The 26299-nt window shown below is 38.7% G+C and carries 22 protein-coding genes and 1 pseudogene; 19 read left to right on the top strand and 4 right to left on the bottom strand.

The window, feature by feature from the left end; genetic code table 11:
- Window positions 1-236: 236 nt before the first annotated feature.
- The 7 genes from V7137_RS19485 (at window position 237) to V7137_RS19455 (ending at window position 10586) form a co-directional block, all read left to right on the top strand.
- Window positions 237-758: a nuclease-related domain-containing protein gene (locus tag V7137_RS19485; RefSeq protein ID WP_335699610.1), complete on the top strand. Its 522-nt coding sequence runs from the start codon at window positions 237-239 to the stop codon at window positions 756-758.
- Window positions 759-1242: 484 nt separating this feature from the next.
- Window positions 1243-2028, top strand: coding sequence for a delta-lactam-biosynthetic de-N-acetylase (gene pdaA / locus V7137_RS19480; protein WP_335699609.1), 786 nt, complete (start codon window positions 1243-1245; stop codon window positions 2026-2028).
- A gap of 97 nt (window positions 2029-2125) precedes the next feature.
- Complete coding sequence (rlmD, locus tag V7137_RS19475) at window positions 2126-3508, top strand: 23S rRNA (uracil(1939)-C(5))-methyltransferase RlmD (protein ID WP_335699608.1); 1383 nt, start codon at window positions 2126-2128, stop codon at window positions 3506-3508.
- A 478-nt stretch (window positions 3509-3986) separates the two neighbouring features.
- On the top strand, window positions 3987-5672 hold the full coding sequence (locus V7137_RS19470) for a serine hydrolase (RefSeq protein ID WP_335699607.1): 1686 nt from the start codon (window positions 3987-3989) through the stop codon (window positions 5670-5672).
- 26 nt (window positions 5673-5698) lie between these two features.
- Window positions 5699-7771, top strand: coding sequence for a glycoside hydrolase family 3 protein (locus V7137_RS19465; RefSeq protein WP_335699606.1), 2073 nt, complete (start codon window positions 5699-5701; stop codon window positions 7769-7771).
- Window positions 7772-7868: 97 nt separating this feature from the next.
- On the top strand, window positions 7869-9119 hold the full coding sequence (locus V7137_RS19460; RefSeq protein WP_335699605.1) for an exo-beta-N-acetylmuramidase NamZ family protein: 1251 nt from the start codon (window positions 7869-7871) through the stop codon (window positions 9117-9119).
- 168 nt (window positions 9120-9287) lie between these two features.
- A complete protein-coding gene (locus tag V7137_RS19455) occupies window positions 9288-10586 on the top strand; it encodes an efflux RND transporter periplasmic adaptor subunit (protein ID WP_335699604.1) in 1299 nt (432 codons plus the stop codon).
- 253 nt (window positions 10587-10839) lie between these two features.
- Here the strand turns inward: V7137_RS19455 and V7137_RS19450 are convergent, their stop codons facing one another.
- Window positions 10840-11742, bottom strand: a complete 903-nt coding sequence (locus tag V7137_RS19450) for a DMT family transporter (RefSeq protein ID WP_335699603.1) — start codon at window positions 11740-11742, stop codon at window positions 10840-10842.
- Between the two features lie 355 nt (window positions 11743-12097).
- Between V7137_RS19450 and V7137_RS19445 the strand changes: the two genes are divergently transcribed.
- Window positions 12098-12310 carry a hypothetical protein gene (locus tag V7137_RS19445; RefSeq protein WP_335699602.1) on the top strand — a complete coding sequence of 71 codons (213 nt, stop codon included), beginning with the start codon at window positions 12098-12100 and terminating at the stop codon, window positions 12308-12310.
- Between the two features lie 577 nt (window positions 12311-12887).
- On the top strand, window positions 12888-13997 hold the full coding sequence (locus V7137_RS19440; protein WP_335699601.1) for a cell division protein FtsZ: 1110 nt from the start codon (window positions 12888-12890) through the stop codon (window positions 13995-13997).
- 280 nt (window positions 13998-14277) lie between these two features.
- On the opposite strand, the pseudogene V7137_RS19435 reads toward V7137_RS19440, so the two are convergent.
- A pseudogene (locus V7137_RS19435) lies at window positions 14278-15063 on the bottom strand (DHA2 family efflux MFS transporter permease subunit); the annotation flags it as partial.
- A gap of 198 nt (window positions 15064-15261) precedes the next feature.
- On the opposite strand from V7137_RS19435, the gene V7137_RS19430 reads away from it, so the two are divergent.
- The 10 genes from V7137_RS19430 to V7137_RS19385 all read left to right on the top strand — a co-directional run bounded on the left by V7137_RS19430 (window position 15262) and on the right by V7137_RS19385 (window position 25313).
- Window positions 15262-15831 (top strand): TetR/AcrR family transcriptional regulator, encoded by a 570-nt coding sequence (locus V7137_RS19430; RefSeq protein ID WP_335699600.1) that lies wholly within the window; start codon window positions 15262-15264, stop codon window positions 15829-15831.
- A 92-nt stretch (window positions 15832-15923) separates the two neighbouring features.
- Window positions 15924-16631: a M48 family metallopeptidase gene (locus tag V7137_RS19425; RefSeq protein ID WP_335699599.1), complete on the top strand. Its 708-nt coding sequence runs from the start codon at window positions 15924-15926 to the stop codon at window positions 16629-16631.
- A 31-nt stretch (window positions 16632-16662) separates the two neighbouring features.
- Window positions 16663-17160 carry a DUF1456 family protein gene (locus V7137_RS19420; RefSeq protein ID WP_335699598.1) on the top strand — a complete coding sequence of 166 codons (498 nt, stop codon included), beginning with the start codon at window positions 16663-16665 and terminating at the stop codon, window positions 17158-17160.
- A gap of 43 nt (window positions 17161-17203) precedes the next feature.
- On the top strand, window positions 17204-18673 hold the full coding sequence (locus V7137_RS19415; protein ID WP_335699597.1) for a protein adenylyltransferase SelO: 1470 nt from the start codon (window positions 17204-17206) through the stop codon (window positions 18671-18673).
- Window positions 18674-18763: 90 nt separating this feature from the next.
- Window positions 18764-19033 carry an iron-sulfur cluster biosynthesis family protein gene (locus V7137_RS19410; protein WP_335699596.1) on the top strand — a complete coding sequence of 90 codons (270 nt, stop codon included), beginning with the start codon at window positions 18764-18766 and terminating at the stop codon, window positions 19031-19033.
- 176 nt (window positions 19034-19209) lie between these two features.
- Window positions 19210-19986: an IclR family transcriptional regulator gene (locus tag V7137_RS19405; RefSeq protein ID WP_335699595.1), complete on the top strand. Its 777-nt coding sequence runs from the start codon at window positions 19210-19212 to the stop codon at window positions 19984-19986.
- Window positions 19987-20037: 51 nt separating this feature from the next.
- The gene (locus tag V7137_RS19400; protein WP_335699594.1) at window positions 20038-20925 is read left to right on the top strand and encodes an acetaldehyde dehydrogenase (acetylating); all 888 of its coding nucleotides are present in this window, start codon (window positions 20038-20040) and stop codon (window positions 20923-20925) included.
- Window positions 20926-20947: 22 nt separating this feature from the next.
- On the top strand, window positions 20948-21976 hold the full coding sequence (dmpG, locus tag V7137_RS19395) for a 4-hydroxy-2-oxovalerate aldolase (protein ID WP_335699593.1): 1029 nt from the start codon (window positions 20948-20950) through the stop codon (window positions 21974-21976).
- A gap of 201 nt (window positions 21977-22177) precedes the next feature.
- Window positions 22178-23584 carry a GntP family permease gene (locus V7137_RS19390; RefSeq protein WP_335699592.1) on the top strand — a complete coding sequence of 469 codons (1407 nt, stop codon included), beginning with the start codon at window positions 22178-22180 and terminating at the stop codon, window positions 23582-23584.
- A gap of 280 nt (window positions 23585-23864) precedes the next feature.
- Window positions 23865-25313, top strand: a complete 1449-nt coding sequence (locus V7137_RS19385; protein WP_335699591.1) for an HD-GYP domain-containing protein — start codon at window positions 23865-23867, stop codon at window positions 25311-25313.
- Window positions 25314-25366: 53 nt separating this feature from the next.
- Here the strand turns inward: V7137_RS19385 and V7137_RS19380 are convergent, their stop codons facing one another.
- Window positions 25367-25813 carry a MarR family winged helix-turn-helix transcriptional regulator gene (locus tag V7137_RS19380; RefSeq protein ID WP_335699590.1) on the bottom strand — a complete coding sequence of 149 codons (447 nt, stop codon included), beginning with the start codon at window positions 25811-25813 and terminating at the stop codon, window positions 25367-25369.
- 23 nt (window positions 25814-25836) lie between these two features.
- A partial coding sequence (locus tag V7137_RS19375; RefSeq protein ID WP_335699589.1) for a glutathione peroxidase occupies window positions 25837-26299 on the bottom strand: 463 nt, incomplete at its 5' end.

Raw genomic sequence — 26299 nt, 5'->3', positions numbered from 1 at the left:
GTCGTAAGTTTCGAGAAGGTTGTAATAAGAGTTGGAACATATGTAGTATGTCCAATACACTATGAGATAAGGAATTGGAATTAGTGCAGTTTCCCCCATTATTTTTCCTAAGGAATTTCCCCATAATCCAAATAGACACACAAATTTCATAATGACTACTGAAAAAGAGTAGGAGCTTCCAAATTTTTATTGAAGATATACTAATAAATACGAAGGAGGAATAAAATTTGATTGAAATGGAACTCACTCCACCGACCTTCTTACTTCAAGTTGAAGCTTTAGAAAGAAGGATAGTAGAAAATCACAGAAAGATGCAGGATATAAAGGCCAAAATTAGAATTTTAAGATATGGATACAATGGAGAAAAAACAATAAAATATTATCTAGAACAAATTCCGGAACACAAGTATCACATTTTTTACGGTCTCCGCCTCCCCATGGGAAATACTTTCTTCCAAATTGACGCTCTTCTACTTTCTCCAAAATTAATAGTAACGCTCGATGCTAAAAATCATTCAGGGAGGTTACGATTCGAAAAAAACCAAATGATTCATGAATATGGAGACATTAGAGAAATTTATGAGAATCCAATAGCCCAAGTAAACCGACACAAAATTTTATTAAGACATTTATTTGACCATAATAAAATACCCTGCATCCCGATTGAAAATTTTGTTGCAGTTTGCAAACCCTCTACTGAAATCATTATCAATCAAGGCTATATAGAGGCCGAAAAGAAAGTCATAAGAGNNAGATAGATGAATTAGAGGAGACGTACAATGAAAAAAGGTTAAATCAGAAGGCGTTAAATCAAGTGATTAATCTTTTAATAAAACTACACACTCCTCAAAAAATTGATATCCTTAACTTTTTTCAAATTGCAGATGACGAACTAATCACAGGAGTGCAATGTCCAAGATGTTTATACATCCCAATGGACTATAAAAGATCGAAATGGATTTGTCCCGAATGCCTTTTATTTTCAAAGGATGCTTATTTAAATGGCATTAACGATTACTTTTTGCTGAAAAAACCATCATTTAGCAACCCAGAAATACGTAAATTTCTTCACTTGCCATCTTCGAGAACAACCACCTCTTTCCTACCAAAACTAAACTTTCCCCATACGGGCACAAAAAGAGGCCGAATCTACCACCAACCACCATTTCCTTTTATATCCAATCATGTTTCCCCTCCAAAAAACAAACACTACTCTTAAACAAAAAAATAGGGGGAACATGGATGAAACGATTATTGTGCGTCCTCTGTATGCTGCTCTTATTCATTCCTCAGAGTACATATGCGGCAGTATCTAATCAGCCGATTCATTGGGGGTTTAAAAAAGGGGTAAATGAGCAGCAAGCAGAAGCAGGACCTGAGCTTGATCAATTAATTGAAAAATACGGAGCTTTTTATAAAAGTGATCCGACTTCTAAGACTTTATACCTTACTTTTGACAACGGATATGAACAAGGGTTTACCCCTCAGGTTCTTGATGTATTAAAAAAAGAAAAAGTACCTGCCACTTTTTTTGTCACGGGCCATTACTTGCTTTCGGCAGGAGATTTAGTGAAGAGGATGGTAAAGGAAGGACATATTGTCGGTAATCATTCCTGGCATCACCCTGATTTGACAGCTGTTAGTGACCAACGTATTCGTGAGGAACTTGAAAAAGTCCGCGTAAAAACAAAGGAACTTACTGGTCAAAAGGAAATGAAATATCTTCGTCCGCCTCGGGGGGTATTTAGTGAGCGAACGATGCAAATTGCGAAAGAAGAGGGCTTCACGCATGTCTTCTGGTCACTCGCTTTCGTCGATTGGCATGTGAATTCGCAAAGAGGCTGGCAATATTCCTACGACAATATCATGAGGCAGGTCCATCCGGGCTGTATACTACTATTACACACTGTCTCAAAGGACAATGCCGATGCCCTGGAAAAAGCAATTCAAGACTTAAAGAAAAAAGGCTATAAGTTTAAAAGCCTTGACGATTTTCCTAAGAAAAAAATGCTAAAACCGAATTTCTGATGAAATTCGGTTTTTCTGAGTGAATCATGCTATAATACGGGGAAAATTAAAATGAAACTATCTATATGAATGTATGGAATACTTTGGAGTGAAATAGATGAAAACTGATCAAAATATAAAAATTGAACTGAATCAAACCTTTCCGCTCACGATCAAACGGTTAGGGATTAATGGGGAAGGCGTCGGTTATTTTAAAAAGCAGGTCGTCTTTGTACCAGGTGCCCTACCGGGTGAAGAAGTTGTTGTAGAGGCGACGAAGATTAACCCGAAATTTGCTGAGGCAAAAATCAAGAAAATCCGCATTAAATCCCCCCATCGTGTACAGCCGCTTTGCCCAGTATATGATCAATGCGGTGGATGTCAATTGCAGCACCTGAAATACGACCAACAACTGAAGGAAAAACGTGATATTATCCTTCAATCACTTGAGCGCCATACCAAATTGGACATCAGCAAACTCGATATCCGCGAAACGATGGGAATGGAAGACCCATGGGGCTATAGAAACAAGAGCAGTTTTCAAGTCAAGGCTATTGATGGCAAGGTACTAGCTGGATTATACGGACTAAATTCTCATCAATTAATTAACATTGACGAATGTGCCGTCCAGCATGCGCAAACAAATGAAGCAACCTCTGCTGTTAAACGGATACTAGAGGAATTAAAAATTCCGATTTATAATGAAAAATCCAGAAAAGGTATTGTTCGTACCATTGTCACGCGTGTCGGCATCCAAACAGGTGAGTTGCAAATCGTCCTCATTACAACGCAAAAAGAATTACCTAAGATAGAGATTATCATTCAGGAAATCCAAAAGCGTCTCCCGAATGTAAAATCCATTGTCCAGAACATCAATGGGCAAAAAACATCCCTTATTTTTGGAGAGGAAACACTTCCGTTAGCGGGTGAAGATTACATCCAAGAAACATTAGGAGACTTACAGTTCGAGCTTTCAGCAAGGACCTTCTTCCAGTTGAATCCTGTTCAGACGGTAAAGCTTTATAATGAAGTGAAAAAAGCAGCAGCTCTGACTGGTCAAGAAAAAGTAGTTGACGCCTATTGTGGAGTAGGGACAATTGGTCTATGGCTCGCTGACCAGGCTGGAGAAGTCCGTGGGATGGACGTCATCACAGAATCGATCGAGGATGCGAAGAAAAACGCAAAACGCCACGGATTTAACAATACAAAATATGTGCCTGGAAAAGCAGAGGAAGTCCTTCCTAAATGGGTCAAAAAGGGTTGGAAGCCCGATGTCATTGTAGTCGATCCACCAAGAACAGGCCTCGATGCGCAGTTAATCCAAACCATCCTTCAGGCAGAGCCCAAAAAGCTCATTTACATCTCATGTAACCCATCGACATTGGCGAAGGACATTCAGACTTTAAGTGCGAAATACGAAATAAAATATATCCAACCTGTGGACATGTTCCCGCATACGGCACATGTGGAGTGCTGTTCACTACTAGTATTGAAGGAATAAAAAGTATTATGTGGCCGTTTGTAAAAAATAACTACCTAGACCCCCGAATAGATTACCGGGGGTTCTTTTTGTGTATATCCCATTTTATTAAACAATTGAAATAATTTGTGTTTTCTAATTGTGCAGTGCTAGTCCTTATACCTGTGACCATTTTAAATTTCATAAAATACTTCTTTTAAAATAGGAGGGGGGAATTAACCTTACCATGTCCTCAATATTTGGTAATCTTTTAGAGAATTATCTCAAATCCGCTGAATTCTGAAATAAAATTTCACGTTTTTGTAATAAATTTTAAAAAATAATTCCATTGACGTAATCCTTTTTACCTGTAGAAATGTCCGTTATGGGACTTATGTGGTATAGACTACTATACACCATTACCTATATGCTTTTGCTATAAGTTGTAAGCGTTGCCAGTATCTTGGTATACATAGGGGAGACCCGCCTACAATTCATTCAATTGTTTAAAGGAGGACGTATGAAAAGAAAAACGTTTATGATTACAGCAGTTTGTACTATGCTACTAGGCACATCAACAGTATTTGCCAACAATGACCTTCCTGATGATCCAACGATTGAAAAGCAAGGAAAACTCACATTCCCATCAAAGAAACCACACCCTGTCTTTACATGGAATTCGACTGTCATCCCTGTTTCGAGCGTACTTCACCCAAGCTCTGCACGAGGAGCCGGAATGGTGGAAGCTCCACTCCAGCAAATCGATCAAATTATGAACCAAGCAATTTCACAAAAATTAATGCCAGGCGCTGTCACATTTGTAGCGAGAGCTGGGAAAATTGTGAAACATGACGCTTATGGCTATTCGGCTCAATACACCGATGGTAAGTTTACCGAAATGGAAAATCCAATTCCTATGGAAAACGACACGATTTTTGACTTGGCGTCTATCAGCAAGATTTTCACTGCTACGGCCGTGATGATTCTTTTTGAAAAAGGATTATTCAATCTTGATGATCCGGTGGCAAAACATATTCCAGAATTTGCTGCAAACGGGAAAGAAAACGTAACGATTCGCCAGTTGTTAACCCACACATCCGGATTTGTCTCCTGGATTCCTTTATATTCAAAAGGGAATTCAAGAGAAGATAGGCTGAAGCTGGTATTAAACCAACCTTTGAAAAATGCACCCGGTACGACTTACGAATACAGTGATTTAAACATGATTACGTTAGGAATGTTAGTTGAGCACCTGTCCGGCCAGCGCCAGGATGAATTCGTCCGGGAGCACATCACAGAACCTTTAGGGATGAAGGATACGATGTACAATCCGCCAGCTTCTTTGAAAAATCGAATTGCTGCGACTGAATACCAGTCAACACCAAATCGTGGTCTCGTCTGGGGAGAAGTTCATGATGAGAATGCTTGGTCATTGGATGGGGTTGCCGGACATGCCGGTGTGTTCTCAACTGCAAATGACCTTGCTAAGCTTGCCCATATTTTTATTAATGAAGGCAAGTATGGTGGCAAAAGAATCCTGAAACCGGAAACGGTACAGTTGCTGCTGCAAAATCAGAACGCCGCATTCCCTGGGAATGACCATGGCCTTGGCTGGGAGCTAGGCCAGGGCTGGTATATGGATGCTTTATCAGAAGGTACATACTCTTTTGGCCATACGGGGTATACAGGAACTTCGATTGTAATAAGCCCGAACAATAAAACAGTAGCGATTTTACTGACCAACCGTGTCCATCCGTCAAGAAATATGGGGTCAATGAATCAAACCCGTCGCTTATTTGCTAGAAATGTAGCTGATTCGATTCCTGTCTCGATTCCTGGTAAGAGTGTTGCTTGGTTTGCAGGGTACGGCGACAAGCTAAACCGAGTAATGGAAGTTGATCTTCAATTATCCAAGGGTACCACACTCACGTTCTCCACATGGCACATGATTGAGAATGTATGGGATATCGGATCCGTAGAGATTTTTAGAGATGGCAGTTGGCACCAGCTTGCTCAATTAACAGGCACAAGCAATGGTTGGGAAAAGAAAGAATTGGATATACCTAGTGATTCGACGAAATTACGGTTTGTCTATCGAACCGATAGTTCTACAAATTCCCGCGGCTGGTATATTCAGAATCCAAAACTTGATTCTGGAGATGCACTTTCTTTTGCAAAAAATGAATGGGAACTAAGGGACTATTAAAAAAGAATAACTTGAGGAGGAGAAACATGCGAAAATTTTTAAAGACATTTATGACCTCGTTTTTAGCACTTGCACTCGTGTTGACAGGGATTCCGTTTTCAGGAGCAACAGCAGCTTCAGGAATCGCGGATTTAGTGATTGATCTCAATGTTCCACAGGTTACAAGGGAAGTAAGGGATAACAAACTTGATTTAAACGCACTTCATGTTTATGAGGATGGCCACTTTATGCTGGCGTCTGAGAACTTAAAATGGAATTCTTCTAATAAGAATGTTGCCTCTATATCTAAAGATGGAGAAGTAACTTTATCTGGTCACAATGGTACAACGTTTATCTCTGTCAGCGATGACAGCAATAGCGACAGAATTTCAATACAATTCAAGGGAAATCAAAACAAAATCCTTGTTGAAAAAGAAAAAGGCGCACGTTATGACCTTATCGGCAATGCCATCGATCACATGTCAATGGAAGAAAAAGTCGGACAAATGCTAATGCCTGACTTTAGAAATTGGAATGGCAAAAATGTCACGGTAATGAACGACGAAATTGCCAACCTTGTAAAGGATTATCATCTTGGTGGTGTGATTTTATTCCGTGAAAATACGGTGACAGCTGATCAAACAACTAAGTTAGTCAGTGCCTATCAAGAATCTGCGGAAAAGTACGGACTGTTAATTTCCATTGACCAAGAAGGTGGAATCGTTACACGTCTGCAAACTGGTACCGACATGCCAGGAAATATGGCACTTGGTGCAACACGCTCTGAAGAAACCGCTGAAAAGGTTGGTAAAGCTATTGGCGAAGAGCTAAACGCCCTTGGGATTAATATGAATTTTGGACCTGTGCTGGATGTAAACAACAATCCAGATAATCCGGTAATCGGTGTTCGTTCTTTCAGTGAGAATCCTGAGTTAGTTGGAAAATTAGGTAATGCTTATATTAAAGGACTTCATGAAACGGGAACAGCTGCAACTGCTAAGCATTTTCCAGGTCATGGTGATACTGCGGTTGATTCCCATGTAGGACTTCCAGCAGTACCTCATGATCTTGATCGTTTGAAGAAAGTAGAATTATATCCATTCCAACAGGCAATGGATGCTGGTATTGATGCGATTATGTCAGCACACGTGACGTTCCCGAAAATTGATGATACAAAAGCAATTTCTAAAAAGGACGGAACAGAAGTCTCTGTACCAGGTACGCTTTCCCACAAGATATTAACGGGTTTAATGCGCGAAGAAATGGGCTTTAAGGGAGTAATCGTTACTGATGCAATGAATATGGGTGCGATTGCTGATCACTTTGGATCCGTTGATGCCGCTATCCGTGCTGTAAAAGCAGGTGCAGATGTCCTATTAATGCCTGTTGGAATCCAAGCGGTGGCAAATGGACTTTATGATTCAGTCAACTCTGGCGATATCTCAGAAGAAAGACTTGAGCAGTCAGTAGAGCGGATATTAACCCTGAAATTAAATAGAAGTATTGTTAAGGCAGAAGTAGAAAAGAGTCTTGATGAAAAGGTTGCGAATGCTATTCAAGTAGTAGGTTCACCTGAACATAAAGCAGTTGAAAAAGAAGCAGCAGAAAAATCAATTACGCTTGTAAAAAATAATGATGTGCTTCCACTTAATGTTTCTCCTGATGATAAGATTGTTGTGGTTGGTGCTTCAACTTTCTCCATGAATCTCCTTGCAGCTGAGGTCCAAAAACACCATCCTGGCGCAATTTATATCAATGCTTCAGGTTCACTTAATGCTACACAATTAGCACAAGTGAAGAATGCGAAATACATCATTGTTGGAACCTACACCTCAAGTGTTGGAGGCAGAGCCAACGATGCTAGTCAAATGGTGATGACAAGACAACTCATCGAGACTGGTGTACCTGTCATTGCTGTTGGGGCTAGAAATCCATATGACGTTATGTCTTATACGGATGTAGATGCCTATCTTGTTCAATTTGGTTTTAGACCAGCGAGCTTTGAAGCAACAGCAAACACAATTTTTGGTGAAAACAATCCAACTGGAAAACTTCCAGTAACAATTTACAACCATGATGGCAGTGTTTTATTTGGATTTGATCATGGGTTAGGATACTAAGTAGGGGATAGATAAAGGGGAATTTAGTTGTGACTGCTTCTAATCGAGTATGGCTATTTTCCCTAAACTTTGATAGATCAAAAGAGGAGGGGTACTTTTGAAAAAATGGCTTACAGGTTTATTGGCTCTCGTTCTACTTCTTTCGACCGTTTCAGCAGCTGTTGCAAAGAAAGATAAAGAGAAGAAGAATGAAAAATTCCGTTTGGGTGTAGAGGTTTTGTTGCAGGATCAAATTGATTTGATTAAAGGTAAACGCGTAGGTTTGATCACCAATCCAACCGGAGTCGATCAGAACGTTACGAGTATCGTAGATTTACTCTTCAATAACCCCGATGTGAACCTGACTGCTCTTTATGGTCCTGAGCATGGTGTTCGAGGAAGTGCACAAGCAGGTCAGTATGTTGAACAATATACGGATGAAAAAACACAACTTCCTGTTTACAGTCTATATGGTAAGACAAAAAAGCCGACACCTGAAATGCTTAGCATTGTCGATGTATTATTATTTGATATCCAAGATGTGGGGACGCGTTTTTACACCTATATTTACACCATGGCACTAGCGATGGAAGCAGCAAAAGAGAACAATATTCCAATTATCGTTCTTGACCGCCCGAATCCAATCAGCGGGACAAAAGTCGAAGGACCTGTGCTCGAGGATAAGTACTCTTCGTTCATCGGTGAATATCCGATCCCTGTTCGCCACGGGATGACCGTCGGGGAATTAGCTAAGCTTTTCAATAGCGAATTTGGTATTGGAGCCGATTTAACGGTAGTGGAAATGGAAGGATGGAAGCGAAACATGTATTACGATGATTCGCCATTAGAATTCGTACTTCCATCACCAAACATGCCAACCTTGGAAACTGCTGTCGTCTACCCAGGGGCTGCCCTCATTGAAGGAACAAATGTTTCGGAGGGACGAGGAACAACAAAGCCATTTGAATTAATTGGAGCACCGTTCATTAATAGCGACAACTTGGCTGCCAAGTTAAACTCTTACAAATTACCTGGTGTCACATTCCGAGCAGCTTCGTTTATACCGAGCTTCTCGAAGCATGCGAATGTTTTAAGCCATGGAATTCAAATTCATGTTACAGACCGAAATGCCTATAAGCCGTTTGAAACTGGATTATATATTGTAAAAACGATCCATGATATGTATCCAAACAATTTCCAATTCAGAGCGCCAAATGCAGCAGGAATCTCCTTCTTTGATAACCTTGTCGGTAATGGTTCGATCCGTGCTGATATTGAAGCTGGCAAATCTATTGAAGAAATAAAAGCTGCATGGCAGGACGATTTAGATGAATTTAACGAGGTTCGTGAGAAATATTTATTATATTAATAGGTGTGAGGGGGCCTTCTTTTTAGGAGGCCTCTTTTTAGTACGATTTATCATCTAAAAATTACTCCTTGAAACTTTCGATTAAAAAATGGACAATAGATACTAGTAGTTGGATTCAACACTTTATTGCAATATTCGCTATATATCTATTAAGTAAGGGGTAGGTTTATGGAAACAGCAAAAAGAATAGGTGTAGAAAATGAACAAGTACGTACCTCGAGGCGGAAGAAATGGATTTTACTTGGGATCCTTGTTCTTTTATTCATTTCTGTGATGTTAAGCATAGCTGTAATAGAAGTTAAAAAAAGTAAATCTAAGCCGTTAGTGTTAATAAATCCAACAGAAAAAAATTTTACTAAAACAAAAACAGTGTCAGGTCGTGTTGTACAAAGTCATGCTGAAACGATTTATTTAAATGTAACAAAAGGATCTGTACAGGAAATTTTTGTAAAAGAAGGAGAAACTGTTACAAAAGGACAAAAGCTCTTTTCTTATGAAGGCTCAACAGTCGCGGCTGAGCTAGGACAAGCAGAAGTAAATAAAAAGCTAGCAGAAACAAGTGTTACTCAGATGAAAGAGCAAATCACTTCATTAGAGCAGGATATACGAGAAGCTGAGTCAACCTCTACAACTGATACAACTAATACAACTGATACAACTAATACAACTAATACAACTGATACAACCAATACAACCAATACAACTGATGCAGTTGATACAGCTAACATAGCTACTAAAGCTATCACGATCCAGTCACTTCAAGCTGAACTAAATAAAGCAAAAGCTGAGCTCCGTGCAGCAGAACTAAAAGTAGAAAAATATACGTTGCAGGCAGAAAAGCTAAAATCTGAGCTCGAAACATTAACTGTCATCAGCAACACTGCAGGTGTAATATCAAACCTGAACCAAAATGTAGGTCAAGGTTTTCGAGCAAAAGAAAATCAGCAACTAGCAATCATGCAAATCGCTTCAAATGATCCGTTTCAAATTGAAGGAAAGCTAACAGAAGCAGAAAAAGCAAAAATTACATCAGGCCAATCTATTACAGTAACTTCTAAAGTAGTAGCCAATAAGAAATGGAAAGGGAAAATTTCAGAGGTTAGTGATTATCCTACATATAAAACAACTGCAAATAAGGATAAAGATACACAACAAGAAACTATTCCATCCTATTCCTTTAAAGCAAGTCTAGATTCACAAAAGGGCCTATATCCTGGCTACAATACCATGCTAGACGTAGTAGTGCAGTCAAAGCAGTTGCTAGCAGTTCCTGAAACGAGCATCATGGGCTTTGGAAAATCGACCTATGTATATGTACAAAAAAAAGGAAAGATTCAGAAACAAAAGGTAGAAACTGGTCAAAAAGGAGGCAAATGGGTTGCCATACTTAAGGGGTTAAAGGAAGAAGACAAATTAGAAGAAAATCCATCCTGGATTGTTCGTCTTGGTACATCTCTTTTTGATTAGTATTTCACAGGTATATTATGGTAGTGATTAGATTCAAAAAGAAGGAAATGTGGGAGAAGCTTTCTGTTATTCTTTCACTAACGGATGACTTTCGTGCACCAGTAAGCTGATATTGTTGTTGAGTAAATGTAGTAATATGTAATGCAAAAAGGATAGATAGAGCATATTATTCTGCTCATCTATCCTTTTTATTTCTGGCTTTAAAATGTGTGAATATTAAAAAGAAAAAAATGAGGGGCAATCCTTTAAAGTTTTAAGTTCCAATTTCCCCTTGAACAACAACCTGTTTCGCCGTCTGCTTTTGCTTCTTATTTACGAGATAGATACTGGCAACAATCAGTATAATTCCTAAAAATAAGAGTTTTGTAAAGGGTTCATTCAAAAATACGGTCCCTATGACAACTGCGAGCATTGGAACTAAGAATGTAAATGTTGCCACAACACTCGCATCCCCTGTTTTCACAAGTATGACGTAGAGAATCCATGATAGCGCAATTCCCAGAATCGTACCAAATGAAAGACCCCATAAAAACGTGTCATTCCAAACAATACTAGTCCACTTTTCAGACGAAAGTCCGGCAATCATTAGAACAAATCCCCCAATTAAACACTGGAAAGCTACCATCCAAAGCGAATCAACCGAGTGAGCATTTTTTTTGGTGTAAACTGTACCTAATGCCCAGGACAGTGCTGATAATAATCCGAAAATAATCCCTAAAATGGAAACATGGCCTGAAAATCCTTCTGCGCTGACAGAAATGACTCCAAGAAAACCTAGAATAAGTCCGAGTACTTTAGTTATGGTCATCGATTCACCTAACCATAGCCAAGCAAGAAGGCCTACTAAAATAGGTTGAAAATAGACAATTACAGAGAATAAACCAGATGGTACTAATTTAAGCCCCTCGGTTTGCAACCCATAGAACAAAGCAATATTTAAAGTGCCGGTAACGACATATATTTTCCAATTCTTTCGCCATTGAATGCGGGCACGTGTTTTCCAAATGATTGCACCTAGGAGCACGCCGCCCAACAAACACCTCATCCCTGCAAAAAGCAAAGGAGGTGTAAATACCAATGCAAGCTTATAAATTGGCCAGGAAACACCCCAAATGATGATTAAACCTGCCATCATTAATAACCATTTTAAATTCATAATCTTTTCTCCCTCAGTTTAATTGAACTAAATGACTGGCGCATAGACTGTAGACGTATAGAGCCCCATCTCCCATATCTTATAAAACCATAACTTTCATAGAATACGCCCCTTCGTAAAATATTTCAATTAAGAAATCCCGGCTAAAATTTACCTTGACTGTTAGAATCACATGACGGCAGGATAACCTTCCATAATTTCAACTCACCAGCAGCACCTCATGGGTTGACACATACACTCTGGACATGTAGAGTGCTGTTCAGCACTTGTCTTAAAGAAATAAATAACAAATATGGCCGTGTGTTTACAAGAAATCTCCCTGCATAGCAGAGAGATTTTTTTATAGAATGAACAATTGGATATTGAATTTATAGCAGATATAACGGAAACAAAGCGCTTTTGGACAGAGATTATGAGGAATGGAAATGGAGATATGAAGGACAGATTGAAGGCGAATGTATTTATTGCCAAAACGAATGGTGTCTTTGTTGAGAAAAAGGAATTGCAGGATGCTTTCAATAATAAAATCGAATTTGATTTTGTTGATCCCTCATTGGATGAGAATTAATTAATGAGTTTAAAGCCTAGAATTATCTCTAGGCTTTTTAAGTTGCTAAAGGGGCAGATTAGTTTGCTTAGGAATATTAAAAAATTTTGGTCGAGATCTCCTTAGGTCCTTATACCCTCCTTTTGGGTGGTGTCCGATAGAATTTACAATAATGATTGCAGCAAACATTAGTATTAGCTTTTTCAATTTAGACTTCTTCTTTCTGGTCAGTAATTTTATTAGTTTACTCGCATATCTGTTTTAATTCAATACTTAAAGATGTGGGAAAATTATCAAAAACACCTTTCAAAATCAGAATATTTACTCTCGTTGTCAATACTGGCAGCCTATGATCCTTACAGGGCTGACGAGTTTAGATGAATTACTTTAAAAGTACGCTAAAGTACTCAATTTTCAATTGCATCATAGGATTTCCAACCCTAACCATTTTACAAAAGTACCTTTGGGATTCCATTTTTTTTGGAATGGGGATACGCAATACCAATGTTTTTCTCCAGCTTTTCATTCATTTTTAAAATGAAAAAGTCTAAATTCATAAAACTTGAGTATTATCATAATAAGATAAGGAGGCGATCTGTTGAAAACAATAGGAATCTTGGGTGTAGGTCAAGCAGGTGGTAATTTAGCTGAGATAGCAACAACCTTGGGCTTTCAAACAGCCTTGATCAACACTAACCAACGTGATGGGGCAGTAAACACGAGGGTGGAAAAGAAGTATTTTGTCCCTGGATATAATGGTGCTGGTCAAGATAGATCCATAGGATTAAGAGCTGTTAATGAACATTATCGAGAGATGATTGACTTTGTAAAAGGGGCCTTTAAGAACATAAGGCTGTTATTGGTGGCCTTCTCTACTGACGGTGGTACTGGATCAGGTATGAGCCCTCTATTAATTGAGCTGTTATTAGACCAGTTGCCTGGCATCGACATTGGTGCTATTGCTATTTTACCTGAACGAAACGTGTTAGCAGGAAACCGAATCAATGCTTCTGAATGTATTGAAGAGATTTCCAAAATTGAAGCTATTTCTTCTGTATTCCTTGTAGACAATGATCAGATGCGCAAGATTAACCCACAATCCAGCAAACATCAGATCTACCTTTCTTCTAATCTTCAAGTCATGGAGGCAATTAACAAGATACTGCAAGTAACGCAAAAGAGTTCTTTTTATGGTAACTTTGATGAGATGGACCTACTGAATATTCTTAACACAAGAGGAGTAACGTTAATATCATCAGCTACGATCACAGACGCTAAGACAACGTCTGACGCATCTAATGAAATCCACCAATCTTGGGTTCACTCCATATTCTGTCCTGTTGAATCAACCGGCGTAATTCGAGCTGGTATAATCTATGAAGGACCAGAGAATATGTCTAAGCTAATTAATGTACCATCTATCTTTGAAGTGATTGGAGAACCTTTACAATTATTCGAAGGGACATATTTCTCAGAAACCGATCCTACTATAACAACAATTCTAGCGGGCTTATCCTTCCCTGCCCGACGACTGCTATCACTAGAGGAATCCCTTGAAAAGAACAAAGATCGTTTACAAGGCCTAGTCGTAAAGGAAGGTAGTCAAAGGTATGAGTCTCGAGTATCCTGGGCATCCAACCTAAAAGCTAAAAAACCTGAGAAACAGGCAGGATCAGTAACATCCAAGTTATCTAAGAACCAGAAATAGGGACGCTCGTGCTGTGGTATTCACAAAGTGAAGAATAGCAAAAGTAAACACACTGGAAGTTAAATTTCAGTGTGTTTTTCATTCGTGGAAAATTTTCTTATCAACAACTACCATTTTTTATCTTGAATGTTAAAAGGTCTTTTTCAGCTAACGGGGAGGGGGAAGTTTATTAATCGTTTTTTTCGCTTTATCGATTTTACGGTTTTAACTAGGAGTTATTAGATCCCATCTTACTTGAGTACATCTAGGTAAAGACTGTAAATAGAGGGCTGTTTATGGCTTTAGTGACGCGGAGGTCCAGCATAGGATCAATTGAAGTTAACTGGCGCCAGCAGAAGAGTATAATGAAGATAACACCGCCAATTAACCAAGATAACACCGCCGGGCTTCCCCATCCGTTTGTACCCGCACTGCTAAACCCATAAAGCATACCTCCGAACCCAATGGTAGAGAGAAATACACCAATTATGTCAACTTTTGCACTGGAAGTTTCTGAAACGTTAACGAGGTATTTTATCGACAAAGCAATCACGATGGCCACCAGTGGGACCATTCCGATAAAGATCCATCGCCATGAGAAATGTTCGATAATGATTCCTGCCAATGTAGGCCCGATTGCCGGTGCGAATATCATCACAAGCCCGATCAATCCCATGGCAGTTCCACGGCCTTCCACAGGAAACACAACGAGTACTACCATCATTAACAGAGGCATAATAATACCGGCTCCTGCGGCTTGAATCAGTCGCCCTGTTAATAAATAACCGAAGTTTGGTGCAATGGCGTTTATGAAAGTACCCACTAACAATAGAATCATTGAGCTAATGAAAAGTTGCCGAGTGCTAAAACGTTTCATTAAAAAGGCAGTCACCGGAATTAAAATGCCATTCACTAACATAAAGCCCGTTGACAGCCATTGAATGGTTGTTGCCGAAACCTCAAATTGCTTCATCAAATCTGGTAAAGCAACATTTAATATCGTCTGATTCAGAACGGATAGAAATGAGCCTAATAGTAAGACAAATAGAAGAAGCCCTTTTTTTACTTGTTGATTAGATTGATCCATAGTCTATTACACGTTCCTTTCATAATGGTATATCTAATTGACAATGAGTTGTTTAATTGATAATGTGTCAATAAAGTAAATCCTACCATGATAATATTGTAAATATCCATTTGCATTTTTACGATAAATGTTGACTACTAGACGATTTATTGAATATGTGTCGAAAAAATACTAAATGATTGACGAAGGGTGGATATGATGTCTAACACCAAGAAGATAAAGGTGGATCCTCGAATTAAACGTACAAAAAGAATGTTTAAAGATGCACTCATATCATTGATTCAGGAAACCGACGATAAAAGCAAATTGACAGTTCAAACAATTGCGGATCGAGCTGAATTAAACCGTGCGACTTTCTACTTACATTATCAGGATATTGATGATTTAATGGAGCAAATGACCAAGGAAATTCTTGAAGAGTTGACAAGGACGATGAAATCTACCTCCGAGATGGATAATCAGTCCATTATCAAAGAAAACACAGCACCTAAGAGTCGTCTTGTCTCATTTCTAGAGCATTTTTATCAAAATGCTGGGCTCTACAATGTGATGCTCGAGAACAAGGATTTTCGCAAAAGAGTATTTAGTATACTATTAGATATCGTTACTTTTTGGGCTGATGATAGAAAAGCGAGGGGGCGGTCATTTCAGGTGCCCAATGAGATCATTGCTTCATCGACACTTGGCATCGTATCATGGTGGTTACAAGAAGGGACACTTTATAGTCCAAGCTACTTAGCAAATCAGATTGTTCTGATGTACAATTAAAACTTCCTTCATAATACAAGGAATTTCTTTTGGCGGACCAAATCTAATTTTATTGCGTTATAATTTATCTAATGTCATATAAAGGTGATTAGATGATACATAATTATTTAGGTCAAACCATTAGTTTTGAGATCGTTTATAAAAAGCGTACATCGATGGGCATTACTATAGATGTCTATGGTAATGTGGAAGTCCAAGCTCCAAAAGGGACATCCGATGAACATGTTCTTCTATTAATGGAGGAAAAATGGGATTGGGTCCAGAAAAAATCCAATGAAATGAAGGATAGATTTCTTGGGAAAAAGGTGAAGGTCTATGATCATGGTGAGATCTTTCTTTATTTAGGAAACGAATATCCCATTCAGGTTTTACAAGATATAACTATCAAGCAAGACTATGTAGTCTTTGAAGCGGATAAGTTAAATATATATGTGAAACAACTTGAGGATGAAAAAATAATGCAAGCATTAAAACGGTTTTATTATCAGCAATGTAAAGCGTTAGTAGAGAGGAGTACTCGTTCCTATCAAAAACATTTTAAAATTAAACCACGGTCTATACGTATTTCAGATAATAACAGCAACTGGGGAACTTGTGATTCCAGGCAGCAGTTAACCTTCAATTGGAAGCTGGCGATGGCACCACAGAGGGTGATCGACTATGTAGTCGTTCACGAAATGTGCCACATGGTCCATCTGAATCATGATCGTTCCTTTTGGCGCCTTGTTGGTAAAATACTACCCGATTATGAGGAGAGAGAGAACTGGTTAGCTTTATCTAGTTGGAAAATGACAGTATAAAATGGAGCATCAATTTAAAGGAGATTTATAGATGGATAATAATGATATATTAATTCGATTGAGATATGCACTAGAAATAAAAAATAAAGAAATGGCAGAAATATTTAACCTAGGAGGCGTCGAAGTGACGGTCCCTGAGGTGATAAAGATTCTAACAAAATCAGATGATGACGCTGAATTTGAAGATCAAATAAAGTGTAATAACAGTATGTTAGACTCATTTTTAAATGGCTTTATTATTTTTAAAAGAGGGAAACAAGAACCCAAACCAGGACAGTCGGATACACCAGAACCGGCATTAAAGAAAAGTGTCAATGTTAATAATCTCTTGTTGAAGAAAGTAAAAATAGCGCTGGCATTAAACACTGAGGATATGCTGGAGATATTCGAAATAGCAGGAATAAAGGTAACAAAAGGAGAACTAGGTGCTTTATTAAGGAAAGAAGGGCATAAAAATTATAAAGAGTGCGGGGATAAATTTGCGAGGAATTTCTTAAAAGGATTAGCATTAAAATATAGGGAATCTTAATGACAATAAATGAAAAACTGAGAAAAAAGAAAAGGGGGATACGATGGCAACAGAAAGAAAAGAAATAGACTGGAACTTTGATAACAGTTATGCCCGTCTGCCTGACTCATTTTTTACCAGCACTGACCCAACCCCGGTCCTCTCACCCAAGTTGATTATTTTTAATAATCCGCTGGCAGCCTCCTTAGGTTTGAATGACCAGGAACTCGACAGTGAATATGGAACGGCTGTGTTTGCTGGCAACCAGATCCCTGATGGGGCAAAGCCTCTAGCCCAAGCTTATGCTGGGCATCAATTTGGACATTTTACGAAATTAGGAGATGGCCGGGCCATTTTGCTTGGAGAACAAATCACTCCAAAAGGGGAACGATTTGATATTCAACTCAAGGGTCCAGGTAGAACGCCGTACTCCCGCGGAGGTGATGGCCGCGCGGCGCTTGGACCGATGCTGCGCGAATACATCATCAGCGAAGCCATGCATGCACTTGGGATCCCAACCACCCGTAGTTTAGCAGTTGTGACAACAGGAGAGGTTGTTCTCCGCGAAACTGCTCTTCCTGGTGCAATTTTGACCCGTGTGGCTGCCAGTCATCTGCGCGTTGGTACCTTTCAATATGTTGCTAAATGGGGCACGATTGAAGAACTTAAGGATCTGGCTGATTATACACTCAAGCGTCATTATCCAGACGTTGACATGGATGAGAATCGCTATCTTGCGCTGCTTCAGGAAGTGATTAAACGTCAGGCTGCACTAGTTGCCAAGTGGCAACTAGTAGGATTTATCCATGGTGTAATGAATACAGACAACATGACGATTAGTGGAGAAACGATCGATTATGGTCCGTGTGCCTTTATGGATACTTATGACCCAGCAATAGTATTCAGTTCTATTGACAGGGAAGGCCGCTATGCTTATGGCAATCAGCCTTATATTGCTGGATGGAATCTGGCGCGTTTTGCTGAAACCCTTTTGCCGCTATTGGATGATAATCAGGAACAGGCTGTCAAACTGGCACAGGATGAGATTTCACAATATATGGGGTTGTATCAAAGCAATTGGCTCGCGGGAATGAGAGCCAAACTGGGGCTTTTTAACGAAGAGAAGCAGGATGAATTGCTTGTAGAAGATCTTCTTAATCTGATGAAGAAATATCAGGCAGACTATACCAATACCTTCCGTGACTTAACATTTGAAAAACCCGAGGATACAGTCTTAATGGCAGCCCCGGAATTTAAGGTGTGGTATGAGCAATGGCAAGCGCGGTTAGGTAGACAAACGGAATCGAAAGCCAGCTCACAGCAGTTAATGCAAAGCAGTAATCCAGCGGTCATTCCTCGGAATCACCGGGTGGAGGCGGCCTTAGATGCTGCCGTGAATCAAGAAGACTACAGCGTAATGGAGCGGCTGCTTGATGTACTTTCAAACCCATATGCCCATTCATTTGAACAGACTGAATACTGTACACTTCCTGAGCTATCAACCTTGCCTTACCGTACCTATTGTGGTACATAACATTAAAGCAAGCGTATGAGGGTTAGAGGAATTTTTTTCTCTAAATAATAGGGAGTAGGCTTGACTTAATAAACAAATGGGGATGGGTTCGTGTTTACATTAACTGAAAATGCAAAATCAGAACTACAAAATAGGTTGAAATTTGAACACTCAAAACAATTTATTCGGCTGCAAATGCGTAAAAGTTGCTTTATGAAAGTGAGATTGAGATTCGAAGATTCTATTCAGCCTAATGATTATCAAATTAAAATGAACAATCTGCATTTCATCATTGACAATGGTGAGTGCCATTATTTTAATGATAAAACATTAGATTTTATCCCCGATATAACGGGGTTTAAACAATTTGAGATTATTTAAGAAGAGTCTGATTTCTATAGGAAATCAGGCTTTTTTTTGGATATTTCCTAAGCTAAATAAAAACAAATAGATAAACCGCCTAAATTATTGACAGAATAATGAACCAGAGTTACTATTAGATTATTAATTGTATTTACGAACGTCATTCGATAATATCGAACGTAAGGAGGATGGTTGTGTCAGATCGTTTAATTCAGTCTGTTGAAAGAGCTGCAGATATCCTTGAATTATTTTTAGTTACTAAACCAGAACTAAGTATTAAGGAGATTAGTGAGCATCTAAATTTATCAAAAAGTACAGCCCACGGTATTATCAAAACCCTTGAACATAGAGGGTATCTTCAACAAAATCAAGAGGATTTGAAATATATGCCTGGGATCAAGCTTTTTGAACTTGGCAATTTTTTCGGAAAACATCTCGATATTGGGAAAATTGCAAGACCTATTATAAGAGAGTTAGTTGATGAACTAAATGAAACCGTTCACTTAGTTTCGTTACAACGTGATGAACTTGTTTACATTGAGAAGGTAGAAGGACATAGTGCCCTTACCATTTATTCTCATATTGGAAAAAGAGCGCCTTTTCATAGTACAGGAGTAGGGAAGGCAATCCTTGCACACATAAATGAAAATGAGGCAAATAGAATCTTATCCTCAATCAATTTGGAATCGTTCACAAAATTCACGATGACAAATATTGAGGAGATTAAAGAACAACTACATTCCATCCGAGAGTTAGGCTATGCGGTCGACGATGAGGAAATTGAGTTAGGGCTGAAATGTATAGCTGCCCCCATTTTTAATCATCAAGGAAATGTAATCGCTTCAATAAGCTGTGCTGCACCTAAAATGAGGCTTGATGAAAATCGGCTTCCTCAGGTAATAGCAGGAATTAAAAGAGCAGCAGCAGAGATTTCAAGTGGTTTAGGCTACAAAGGTAAAAGCACCTTATAGATAACTAGAGAGAAAATAAATAAAACCATAAATTTTAGGAGGAGAATTATCTTGTCAAAAGTAAAAGTTGCCGTTCTTGGCTCAGGGAACATTGGTACAGATTTAATGATCAAACTTGGTAGGTCGGAAATTTTAGAATTAACTGCTGTTATTGGGATTGACCCGCAATCAGATGGATTACGCCGGGCAAGAGAATTAGGGTATGCAGGGGTTGATACAGGAATCGATGGTTTCCTTGCAGACCCATCGTTAAAAGCTGACATCGTTTTTGATGCAACTTCAGCCAAAGCACATCTTTATAATGCAAAGGTGTTAAAAGAAGCAGGAATAAAAGTAATTGATATGACTCCTGCCGCAGTAGGCCCATATGTATGCGCTGCCGTTAATATTGATGAACATTTAGAAAATGATAATATCAATTTGATTACCTGTGGTGGTCAGGCGACAATTCCAATGGTCCATGCAGTAAACCGAGTTGCACCAGTAGAATATGCAGAAATCGTGGCTACGATTGCGAGCTTGAGTGCAGGACCTGGAACACGTGCAAATATCGATGAATTTACGGAAACAACTTCACGTGCGATTGAGGAGGTTGGCGGTGCTAAAAGAGGAAAAGCGATTATTATCTTAAACCCTGCAGAACCTCCGATTATCATGCGGGATACCGTTTATACACTTGTAGAAGAAGGAACGATGGACGAAGAAGCCATTAGAAAATCGATTGAGGAAATGGTTAGAGTGGTTCAATCTTATGTTCCAGGTTATCGCGTTCGTACCGAACCTATTTTCGATGGAAATAAAGTAACCATTTTCCTTGAGGTAGAAGGTGCTGGAGATTACCTGCCTAAATACGCAGGAAACCTAGATATTATGACATCTGCCGGAGTTAAAATTGCCGAAGCGTTTGCTAAAAAACTATTAACGAAAGAAACAGTTTAAGCTGTAGAAGGGGGAAATTACAATGACAAATGAACGAGATATTCTTATCACAGAGGTAGCCTTACGCGATGGAAGCCATGCCATCAACCATCAATTTACAGTTGATCAAGTACTTAAAGTAGCAAAAGCTTTAAATGATGCAAATGTTCCTTTTATTGAAGTATCTCATGGAGATGGTTTAGCAGGATCCTCCTTACAATATGGACTTTCACGTACAAATGAAATGGAATTAATTGAAGCAGCAGTTTCTGTTGCAGATCAATCAAAGATTGCTGTGCTGCTCTTGCCTGGTATCGGTACTTTACATGAATTGAAGGAAGCAGCGAATTTAGGTGCTAAAATGGCACGTATTGCCACACATGTTACGGAAGCCGATGTCGCTCCACAACACATTGCCTATGCTAAAGAATTAGGGATGGAAACTGTAGGATTCTTAATGATGAACCATATGGCACCTGTTAATAAATTAGTAGAACAGGCAAAGCTAATGGAAAGCTATGGAGCAGACACGGTATATGTGGTTGACTCTGCAGGTTACTTACTCCCTGACCAAGTTCGCGAACGGATTCGGGCACTTAAACAATCTATCGGTGTTAATGTTGGTTTTCATGGTCATAACAATCTATCACTTGCCATGGCCAATACACTTGCTGCCATTGAAGAAGGAGCAACACGAATCGATGGTAGTGTTCGTTGTCTAGGTGCTGGTGCAGGTAATACACAAACAGAAGTACTAGTCGCAGTTTGTGAACGAATGGGAATTAAAACTGGGATAGAGTTATATAAAATGATGGACTTAGCCGAAGATATTGTGGCACCTCTTTTACAAGTTCCACAAGAAATCACAAAAGATAGCTTAACATTGGGATATGCCGGTGTTTACTCTAGCTTTGCGCTTCATGCAAAACGTGCTGCTACAAAATTTGGTGTAGATTCACGAGATATCTTAATAGAATTAGGTAAGCGTAAAGTGGTCGGTGGTCAAGAGGATATGATTGTTGAAGTTGCGGCAGAAATTGCTAAAAACAAATCAAAAATAGTTTTAGCCTAAAATATTCAACCGCTAGTAGATTGATAGAGTTAAAGAAAGATGGGACTATTTTGTTCCCTCTTCCTTTAACTGTCTTATTTGCAAAGATTAATTTATATTTATACAGCTGGTGTAAGCGTTTTAACCTATTAAGAAGAGTGAGACCGTCTTATTTTCATCTTAGCAGGAATTTACATCTTAGGGATTAGAGGAGAAATTTTTATGGAATTAGTTATTATATTATTAGCACTCGGTATGTTAATGTTTATTGCATACCGGGGATTTTCCGTTATTATGTTTGCACCATTATGTGCATTATTTGCCGTATTATTAACAAACCCAGATTGGGTTCTCCCGTTTTTCTCTAATGTGTTTATGGGAAAAATGGTTGAATATATTAAACTTTACTTTCCTATTTTCTTGTTAGGAGCTATTTTTGGTAAAGTTGTTGAAATGTCAGGATTAGCTCGTTCGATAGCTACTACCCTTATACAGTTAGTTGGACGTAAACGTGCGATGTTAGTTATTGTTTTATTGTGTGCCATTCTAACTTATAGTGGCATAAGTTTAGTGGTTGTTGCTTTTGCGGTTTATCCATTTGCAGCTAACTTATTCAGACAGTCTAATATTCCTAAACGTTTAATTCCTGGTACGATCGCTCTTGGATCCTTTACCTTTACAATGGATTCACTACCTGGATCACCTCAGGTGCAAAATGTTATCCCAACAACTTTTTTCAAAACAAACCTTTATGCAGCCCCAACTCTTGGGATTATCGGAGCTATTTTTATCTTCATATTCGGAATGTTATATTTAAATTCACGTCGCAAAAAAGCAGAAAAAGCAGGAGAGGGTTACGACTGCTTCGGTACAATAAAAGAAAAACAAATCGAAATGGACTTGGACCAAACAGAAAGTATTGGTCGAAAAATCTTGGCTTTTGTTCCCGTTGTCCTTGTTGGTGTATTAAATAAAGTGTTAACCACGTTGATTCCAAAATGGTATCCTAACGGATTTGACTTTTCTAAGATTGACTTGAATTTTCCAAACATTGAAACTTCTCAAGTTGTCGGTATTTGGTCTGTTGAAATTGCCCTTATTTTTGGTATTCTTACTACAATCTTGTACAATCGGAAACCAATTGTGATGAACTTTAAAGATGGCATGAGTGTTGGTATTGCGGGTGCATTATTAGCCATCATGAACTCTGCAACAGAATATGGTTTTGGAGCAGTTATTTCAAACCTGCCTGGTTTCACAATTGCGAGAGATGGGATTGCTAAATTATTTACGAATCCATTATTAAATGGAGCGGTTACAACAAATGTTCTTTCGGCTATCTCTGGATCTGCTTCAGCGGGTATAGCCATTTCCCTTGGAATTATGGCAGATAAATATATTGAACTAGCAACTCAATTCGGTATTCCGCTCGAAGTTATGCACCGAGTTATTTCCATGGCATCAGGTGGTATGGATACACTGCCACATAACGGAGCCGTAATTACCTTACTAGCAATTACAGGATTAACGCATAAGCAATCCTATCGCGATATTTTCGCTGTTACCATTATTAAAACCATCGCGGCTTTCTTTATCATTGGTGTATACTTGGTGACAGGTCTTGTTTAAGATTACAATGATGATTGAATATAAATGGTAATCTCCTAGTTGGACGAACCATTTAAAATATTTGACCGGAAAACCTGATTGCAATGGGGCAATCAGGTTTTTGTTACTGGCATTTATTAATAATGATATTAATAGAGGGATAGCTACTAGGAATTTCTTTTACTTAAGTTAATATTTACCTATACTCTAAGATTGCCAAATATTCCAGTAAGTTCAGAATATACTATATAGATTGTTATATATGTATTAACCATTTTACTGGTACTTTTGGGGGAGTAATATGAAAAAATACAGCTTTCTAGGGCCTTTGCTGGCTGTGGTATTTCCTTATTTTGTTTTCGAAGTCTTTCATTCAGGTTTATTTAAGGATTGGGTTATCAGTATGCCGAAAGGGCACTTTTATATGGTTAGCCTTGTGTCGATACTGGCAAGTATTTTCGCGATTGCGGTAGGGGTTGCTGGTAGAAGAATCCGGAATATTAAAATTAGTTTTCTCTCCTTATCATTTTTATCGCTCGGTATAATGTTTTCAATCCATGGACTTTCAACTCCACATTTCATCCTTGGCATCAGCGATCTGCCTGGGATTGCGGCCCAATTAAGCATGATATTGGCAACGTTTTGGATATATTTATCATCCATTCCTTCTGACAACCCGATTGTTGAATTTTTTACAAGAGTGCAGGGGTACCTAGTTCCCGTATGGACGGTTGCCTTAAGTGTTGTTTGTCTAATGTTAATGATGAACGATCATATTGTTCATTTTCTTCCGCTAAATTCTAAGCCTTTAAATATCATTTTGACCTGTGTAACCCTATTGTTAAATGGTGTAACAATTTATCGCTATTATCAATCCTACAGGTTTACACGATTTCCATTACAGCTTGCAATTGTATACAGCTCAGGCTGGTTATTGGTCTCGCAGCTGATTATGGTCAGAGGGGTGTTATGGAGTTTTAGTTGGTGGATATATCATTTTTTATTACTAGCCGCCATGATTGTCATGATGATTGGATTAGTTAAGCAGTATGCGGTTAAAGGGACATTATCAGAATCAATCCGGTCCTTGTTTACGAACGATCCTATTGAGCGAATAACAAATAGTATCGGCCCAAGTGTCAAAGCTCTGGTAACCGCAACTGACAAGAAAGACGCTTATACAGCTGGACATACCTTCAGGGTAACGATGTATGCGCTAAAACTTGCTGAAGAACTACATCTGAACCCTGAACAACAACGTGCCATTGTTCAAGGGGGACTCGTTCATGATGTTGGGAAAATCAGTGTCCCAGATCCAATCCTTAATAAACCAGGAAAACTCTCGCCTGATGAAAGGAGGCTGATCGAAAGGCATCCTATCGATGGGTATGAAATGTGCAGAGGACTTGGGTTTATGAAGGAAGAGTTAGGCATTATCCGTTCACACCATGAAAAATGGGATGGAAGCGGGTATCCGGACAAATTAAAAGGGAAAAACATCCCATACTTCGCGAGAATAATGGCGGTTGTGGACGTATATGATGCGCTGACTTCAGAACGTTCTTACCGTAAGGCATGGGAGCATGCTGAAGCCATGAAGTTCATCACAGACAACAAAGGAAGCCATTTTGACCCTGAATGTGTCCACGCATGGGAGCAGCTCTGTATCCGAAATCCATCAGTCTATCAATATCCAGCCCATACTTTTAAAGACCAACCGACCATTAGGAAAATATCTTCGATTTATTAAAATTAATACAAAAAACAACACTGAACAAATGAGTGTTGTTTTTTATTAGTGACTTAGTTAATAATATTGTTCTCGTTTTTCAACTTACTATGCAAATGATTCAATCGCTCCATTAACTGTTCATATTCCTCGAGTTCGATATGACAGGATTGAATTTTTTTACTTATCGTTTTTGTAATCGCCTGTTTTTCTTCCAATGCTTTCGTTTCTAAATGGATATAGACTCTTCGTTCATCAGCCTTTGAACGTTCTTTTCTTAGCCATCCATTTGCTTCCATTCTTGTCAGCATTGGAGTCAATGTTCCAGTACCTAAGCTCAATTTTTCCCCTAAGTCTTTAACTGTAACACCATCTTTTTCCCATAATGCTAGTAGAACCAAGTACTGGGGATAGGTTAAGCAGTATGGTTGAAGCGCACTAGTATATAACTTATTGAATTCACTTGCTGTTTCATAAACGGCAAAGCAAAGTTGATTTTTTAATAACGTAAAGTCTTCCAAGATGATCACCTTACTTTAAATAATTATGACAATAATCTTTTTATATCTTTCTCCATTCTGCTTGGTTCAGTTGTAGGTGCATAGCGTTCGATCACCTGACCATTTTGGTCGACTAGGAATTTTGTGAAATTCCATTTGATATTTTTGGTAAGTGCTCCTGGTTTTTGGTTTTTTAAATAAGTAAATAAAGGATCGGCATTAGTGCCATTTACATCGATTTTCGCAAATATTGGAAAGCTTACCCCATAGTTTAATTGGCAAAACTGAGTGGTTTCTTCAATATTGGCGAATTCTTGATTGTTGAATTGATCACAAGGGAAGCCTAAAATCTCTAGTCCTTGCTCATTGTATTTTTCGTATAATTCCTGAAGTCCTTTAAATTGGGGTGTCAAACCGCATTTACTGGCAGTATTCACAATAAGTAATGGCTTACCCTCGTAATCCAATAATGTTTTCTTCTGACCATTCGTCATTTTTACGTTAAAG

This window comes from Neobacillus drentensis (assembly GCF_036962765.1).
Taxonomy (GTDB): domain Bacteria; phylum Bacillota; class Bacilli; order Bacillales; family Cytobacillaceae; genus Neobacillus; species Neobacillus drentensis_C.
The sequence above is the reverse complement of the archived record's forward strand: the minus strand, read 5'-3'. Positions and strand labels throughout refer to the sequence as shown.

Coding starts and splice junctions, on each gene's coding strand:
- pdaA (WP_335699609.1), top strand. CDS start 1,243: ATGAAACGATTATTGTGCGTCCTCTGTATGCTGCTCTTATTCATTCCT.
- rlmD (WP_335699608.1), top strand. CDS start 2,126: ATGAAAACTGATCAAAATATAAAAATTGAACTGAATCAAACCTTTCCG.
- V7137_RS19470 (WP_335699607.1), top strand. CDS start 3,987: ATGAAAAGAAAAACGTTTATGATTACAGCAGTTTGTACTATGCTACTA.
- V7137_RS19465 (WP_335699606.1), top strand. CDS start 5,699: ATGCGAAAATTTTTAAAGACATTTATGACCTCGTTTTTAGCACTTGCA.
- V7137_RS19455 (WP_335699604.1), top strand. CDS start 9,288: ATGGAAACAGCAAAAAGAATAGGTGTAGAAAATGAACAAGTACGTACC.
- V7137_RS19450 (WP_335699603.1), bottom strand. CDS start 11,742: ATGAATTTAAAATGGTTATTAATGATGGCAGGTTTAATCATCATTTGG.
- V7137_RS19430 (WP_335699600.1), top strand. CDS start 15,262: ATGTCTAACACCAAGAAGATAAAGGTGGATCCTCGAATTAAACGTACA.
- V7137_RS19425 (WP_335699599.1), top strand. CDS start 15,924: ATGATACATAATTATTTAGGTCAAACCATTAGTTTTGAGATCGTTTAT.
- V7137_RS19420 (WP_335699598.1), top strand. CDS start 16,663: ATGGATAATAATGATATATTAATTCGATTGAGATATGCACTAGAAATA.
- V7137_RS19415 (WP_335699597.1), top strand. CDS start 17,204: ATGGCAACAGAAAGAAAAGAAATAGACTGGAACTTTGATAACAGTTAT.
- dmpG (WP_335699593.1), top strand. CDS start 20,948: ATGACAAATGAACGAGATATTCTTATCACAGAGGTAGCCTTACGCGAT.
- V7137_RS19390 (WP_335699592.1), top strand. CDS start 22,178: ATGGAATTAGTTATTATATTATTAGCACTCGGTATGTTAATGTTTATT.
- V7137_RS19385 (WP_335699591.1), top strand. CDS start 23,865: ATGAAAAAATACAGCTTTCTAGGGCCTTTGCTGGCTGTGGTATTTCCT.